The 944-nt window shown below is 54.4% G+C and carries 1 protein-coding gene; it reads right to left on the minus strand.

Annotated features, from left to right (window positions below; all coding sequences use genetic code 11):
* Positions 1–944 (minus strand): elongation factor Tu (gene tuf, locus FQZ95_RS14920; protein ID WP_032248882.1); only part of this gene is annotated, 944 nt, incomplete at both ends.

Genomic DNA, 944 nt, shown 5'->3' on the forward strand with positions numbered 1-944 from the left:
ACAACGCCCGCGCCAACGGTACGGCCGCCTTCACGGATTGCGAAACGCAGACCGTCGTCCATCGCGATCGGGTGGATCAGGGTAACAACCATTTTGATGTTGTCGCCCGGCATTACCATCTCTACGCCTTCCGGCAGTTCGATGGTACCAGTCACGTCAGTAGTACGGAAGTAGAACTGCGGACGGTAGCCTTTGAAGAACGGAGTATGACGGCCGCCTTCATCTTTGGACAGAATGTACACTTCAGATTCGAACTTGGTGTGCGGCTTGATGGTGCCCGGCTTAGCCAGTACCTGACCACGTTCGATTTCTTCACGTTTGATACCACGCAGCAGAACACCTACGTTCTCACCAGCACGGCCTTCGTCCAGCAGTTTGCGGAACATTTCAACGCCAGTACAGGTAGACTTCTGAGTCTCTTTGATACCAACGATTTCAACTTCTTCACCAACTTTGATGATACCGCGTTCTACACGACCGGTAACTACGGTACCACGACCGGAGATGGAGAATACGTCTTCGATCGGCAGCAGGAACGGCTTGTCAATCGCACGCTCTGGTTCCGGAATGTAAGAATCCAGGAAGCCAGCCAGTTCCAGGATTTTCGCTTCCCACTCTGCGTCGCCTTCCAGCGCTTTCAGAGCAGAACCACGAACGATCGGAGTGTCGTCGCCCGGGAAGTCGTACTGAGACAGAAGTTCACGAACTTCCATTTCAACCAGTTCCAGCAGCTCTTCGTCATCAACCATGTCGCACTTGTTCAGGAACACGATGATGTACGGAACGCCTACCTGACGACCGAGCAGGATGTGCTCACGAGTCTGCGGCATCGGGCCGTCAGTCGCAGCAACTACCAGGATCGCGCCGTCCATCTGAGCAGCACCGGTGATCATGTTTTTAACATAGTCGGCGTGCCCCGGGCAGTCTACGTGTGCGTAGTGACG

Origin of the sequence: Escherichia sp. HH41S (genome assembly GCF_009820115.1) — a bacterium.
Lineage (GTDB): Bacteria > Pseudomonadota > Gammaproteobacteria > Enterobacterales > Enterobacteriaceae > Escherichia > Escherichia coli_F.